Source organism: Paraburkholderia mimosarum LMG 23256 = NBRC 106338, from assembly GCF_000739815.1.
Classification (GTDB): domain Bacteria; phylum Pseudomonadota; class Gammaproteobacteria; order Burkholderiales; family Burkholderiaceae; genus Paraburkholderia; species Paraburkholderia mimosarum.
In genome coordinates, this window is sequence record NZ_BBJJ01000176.1 from 1 (window position 1) to 4,289 (window position 4,289).

Sequence of the window (4,289 nt, forward strand, 5' to 3'; positions counted from 1 at the left end):
AAAATAATGCGCAGCGGCGAATTACGCGGAGCCGTTCGTTGCCGATCGATGCTGTGCGAGTCGCCGGGCCGGTTCCAGAGGATGTTCGGTCCGGCGAACTACGCATAATTACAGCGACTCCAGGAACTGAAGAAGACGGTCTGGCGGCCGATATCGACGGTTCTTCACGTGCGGCGGTTGAATGTTGTGGAGCGCGCGCTCTTTCATGGTGAGATCGGCTTCCATGTATCCATGTGTAGTCGACGGACTTTCGTGCCCCAGCCACAACGCGATGACGGACAGATCAACGCCGGATTGAAGTAGATGCATGGCTGTCGCGTGCCTCACCAGGTGCGGTGATACGGATCGTTTGGCGAATTGTGGGCATTGGGTCTTTGCCCGCGTTACAGCAATTCTCAGCCTGTCAGCGACATTGGAACGAGTCATCGCGGTGCCCGACCGGTTCGGAAACAGTCGTTGACCCGGTTCATCTTGGATACGTGGTAACCATCGCTTGATGAGCGTGGCCGTTGAACGCCATAGCGGAACTGTACGCTGCTTTTGACCTTTGCCAAGTATACGGACAAAGGGTGCCGGGCCCAGGATGACGTCGCCGACACGCAGAGCGAGTATCTCCGATACCCGCGCCCTGGTGTTATACATCGTGGCCAGCAGGACCCTGTCGCGTTGACCGAACCATGTGTCAGGATCCGGCGCCGCTATTAGCTGCTGGATCTCATCGCGCGACAGGAATCCAACCATAGGTTTCTCGCAGCGCTTCATTGGCACCGCAAGTACACGCTGGATAACGTCCATCGATGCAATGTCACGATAGGCGGCATACTTCATGAACGACCGAACCGCCGCAAGTCGAACATTGCGTGTGCGAGCGCAGTTATGCCGGTCAACCTCGAGATGCCGTAGAAAGGCCAGCACCGTCGGCGCGTCGATGTCGGCCAGCGTCAGATCGGATGGACACTTGCCGATGCGCTCAGAAGCAAATCGGAGAAACAGGCGAAACGTATCTCGATAGCTGGAGATCGTCTCCGGGCTGACGGCGCGTTGGTCCATCAATCGTTCGACGAAGAAGTCCTGTATGAGCGTGGCGAAACTCGGTGACGGGCGGACTTTACTCATGGCTCACTCCTTCAGCAAAGGACGCGAATTTCTCGCTCACCATTCCATGAGGTCGGGCACAGCGCTCAGATACCAGTAGGTATCGCTCGGCTTCACATGCCCAAGATAGGTCGACAGGGCAATCAACCGGTTGTCGACATTCACGCCTTCCTGATGCCATTTCAGAATCCGCCGACACACGAATGTGTGACGCAGGTCCCGAATCCGAGGCGATATGTGGTCGCCACGAGCGACCCACCCTAGTCGATCGCGGAGACGACCGAACGCCCAGTGGACTGTTCTCGCGTCCAACTTTCTGCCGGCAAGACCCACAAAGAATGAATCGCACGGCTCTTCGGCGATGACCAGCGTACGATGGGCTCTGTAACGCTTTAGCGCGAGAGTCACGGTGGGGTGCAACACAATAAGGCGCGCCTTTTTGAACTTCGTCTCACGCACAATCAGCGTGCCCCGAGCAAGGTTCGCGTCGTCCATGGACAGATTGATAGCGTCTGAGATACGGAGACCAGTTGCCGCAATCAGGCCGAACAGCGTTTCGTAGGTGAGCGGTCTGATCGAACCGGCCGGCAACATCGCTGCGGATGCGGCGAGAAGTTCGACGATTTCTTGCTCCGTGTAGATATGCGGCGTGAGGCGACGATGAGCCCGGCCGCACAGATCACGTGGCGGAATAGCAGTGGCTGGAGCGAATTGCTTGAGATACTTCGCGAAGGGGCGAATAACCTCAATCCTGCGCGCCCAGGTAATGGCCCTATCGCTCGGCGTCGAGTGCGGCCAATCAAGGACCAGCCTCTCACTGATTGGACCGCAATGCCCCGTGGCATCTGCGAAACGTGCGAAGGTCATCAGCGTTTGCCCCGAGATTCTAAGATCGAAACCGAGGCAGCGTCGTTCGGCGAGATACGCTTCCACCAGCGATACCATTGTGTCCGCTGACTTGACGGTGCGCTTCATGATGTGCTCCCCGGCCAGGGGAGCGCCACGATCTTCAAGCTGTTCTCGTCGATCTTCGTGTAGATCGCGGTGGTGTCGATGCTTTGATGGTGGAGTACGTCGGCGACTTCCTTCAGCGAAGAGCCTGACTCGAGAAGTCGCCGGGCAACGCTGTGCCTCAAGAGATGGGTCCCCGATCGATCAGTCCAGCCGCAACGAACGTACGGAGCATGCACTGCCCGATGAACGCAGCCCGTCGCTATCGGAACATCAGCCGGCGCATAAAGACGGACGAAGACGGCGCGAGATGTCGTTGTCACCTTTCTGGTCAACTGGATGTAGTCTGCGATTGCTTGACCAGTCGGTTCGGGCAGGGGGATGACGTATTCCCGTCGCGATTTGGTACGTGGGATGCGCAGAGTACCTTCCCGCCAGTTGATATGGTCGAGCTGGATCTGCACGACTTCGGCTGCCCGTAAGCCAAGGTCCGCCAAAAAGCGAATCATGGCGTAATCACGTAGGCTGCGAGCCGTATTGCGATCGAAGGAACTCAGGAGCCGCCCGATCTCGGTGTCCAAGAACGTTTCAGGCAGCGCTGCTAGCCGCCATCCGGCTACGCCCGGGACTGCCGCGATCAGCTCTTGAATGCAATCTCCATACTGCATGGCCCTGAATCGCAAATAGCTGCGCAGCGTTACCCCAACCACATGAGCTGTTCCCGCCCTGCACCCCTCAGGGTACCGCGTCACGAAGCTGAGAATATCCCGATTCGATATCCGCGCAAGCTCAATGTGATTGCGACAAAAGTAGTGGCCCAAGAAATCACGAATGATGCGACCGCGCTGATATCGCGTACATTCAGCAAGACCACAGACTTCCTTGAGGTATTCGGTGAAGCTGCACACCTCATGCCGTACCGTGTCTGGCTCTGACCACAAAAACCGAGGAACGATGCTCGCATTGAGCACAACCAAAAGATGTCGAAGTGCCGCACTCACGTCTGCCCGACCTCTCGGAATGGGATAGGGGCACGTGCATCGCGGCAGATGGTCGTTAACGAGCGTGCAGACAAGTCGATCGTCAATCCGGGCTGCGGCTATTCGATGTACATTGAGCCAATGCGCGAAGTGCGCGACGCACCTGACATAGCGGTTGACGGTACTGGCTGCGTAGCCGGCATCAACGAGGTATTTACAGTAGTCCTCTGCGAAGTCAGCAAGGACGCTGTGCCACAACCATGCCTGTGGTTGCGGTCGTAGTGGAACCAAAGCGATCATGATAGTCTCCTGAAACGGATTGCTACCCGATCAGGAAAGCACGCTTTTTTATGCGTAGTTTGTTCCGATACGCGGCGCTCCGCACGGCGAGTCGCACCAATGCTCGTGGCGCTCTGAAGAATGCAAACTCCGCGTAATTTGCCGCTGTGCATTATTCCTTCCCAGGCTCACGCAGCGCAGGGCGTTTTCGGCAAGGGCGTTGCTGATCTCAACGCGCCCGTCTTCGCAGTACAGAACGAGCGCGTCCCATTGATTGAGCGAGTAGCGTATCGCCTTGGCCAGCTGAGACTTCGTCGACAGCGTTGCGATCTTGTCCGCCCCACGCCTTGATGGCCGAGAGCACCGCGAGGCTCCTCTGCTGCCGTACGCGCAACCGTTCGACGGCTGGCTTGCCGCGGATGTCAGCTTCAATGCCATAAAGTTCGCCGATCAGTTCGAGTACGTGCCTCGTCGCATCGGTCGGCGTACGGACGTGAACGTCGTATATGTACCGTCTCGCGTGATCCCAGCACGCGGCTTCGCGGATCTTGCCACCCGCATATAGCTCGTTGAAGCCGCCGTAAGCGTCGGCCTGCAGGATGCCCTTGAATCCGGCGAGATGAGTCTGCGGATGAATGCCTTTGCGGTCCGGCGAGTAGGCAAACCAGACTGCAGCCGGTTCCGTCGAGCCCGATCGGGTATCGTCGCGAACGTAGACCCACAGGCGCCCCGTGCGTGTCTTCCTGTTGCCCGGTGCAAGCTCCGGAATCGGCGTGTCATCCGCGTGCAGCTTGAAGGATGCCATCGTGTAGATCCGCAGCGCTTCGGTCAACGGCTCGCACAGGGCCTCGCACTGGCCGACCCAGCGCCCCATGCTGGCAGGGTCGAGCTTCACACCGTCGCGTGCGGCAATGGCCGACTGTCGGTACAGCGGTTGATGATCAGCGAACTTCGAAACGCTATTCCGCTTTCGGAATAGCGTTT

The 4,289-nt window shown here is 58.1% G+C and carries 3 protein-coding genes and 1 pseudogene; all 4 read right to left on the minus strand.

Going from position 1 to position 4,289, the window contains the following annotated elements; genetic code table 11:
* Window positions 1-108: 108 nt before the first annotated feature.
* Window positions 109-1,116 carry a tyrosine-type recombinase/integrase gene (locus BMI01S_RS36115; RefSeq protein WP_028232990.1) on the minus strand — a complete coding sequence of 336 codons (1,008 nt, stop codon included), beginning with the start codon at window positions 1,114-1,116 and terminating at the stop codon, window positions 109-111.
* 36 nt (window positions 1,117-1,152) lie between these two features.
* On the minus strand, window positions 1,153-2,070 hold the full coding sequence (locus BMI01S_RS36120; RefSeq protein ID WP_244145515.1) for a tyrosine-type recombinase/integrase: 918 nt from the start codon (window positions 2,068-2,070) through the stop codon (window positions 1,153-1,155).
* Window positions 2,067-3,326 carry a tyrosine-type recombinase/integrase gene (locus BMI01S_RS36125; RefSeq protein ID WP_028232991.1) on the minus strand — a complete coding sequence of 420 codons (1,260 nt, stop codon included), beginning with the start codon at window positions 3,324-3,326 and terminating at the stop codon, window positions 2,067-2,069. The genes BMI01S_RS36120 and BMI01S_RS36125 overlap by 4 nt, the downstream gene beginning before the upstream one ends.
* A gap of 48 nt (window positions 3,327-3,374) precedes the next feature.
* Window positions 3,375-4,236, minus strand: a pseudogene (tnpC, locus tag BMI01S_RS36130) (IS66 family transposase).
* Between the last annotated feature and the right edge of the window lie 53 nt (window positions 4,237-4,289).

What these genes read in the sequence shown, in the direction of transcription:
- BMI01S_RS36115 (WP_028232990.1), bottom strand. Translation starts at nt 1,116, where the DNA reads ATGAGTAAAGTCCGCCCGTCACCGAGTTTCGCCACGCTCATACAGGAC.
- BMI01S_RS36120 (WP_244145515.1), bottom strand. Translation starts at nt 2,070, where the DNA reads ATGAAGCGCACCGTCAAGTCAGCGGACACAATGGTATCGCTGGTGGAA.
- BMI01S_RS36125 (WP_028232991.1), bottom strand. Translation starts at nt 3,326, where the DNA reads ATGATCGCTTTGGTTCCACTACGACCGCAACCACAGGCATGGTTGTGG.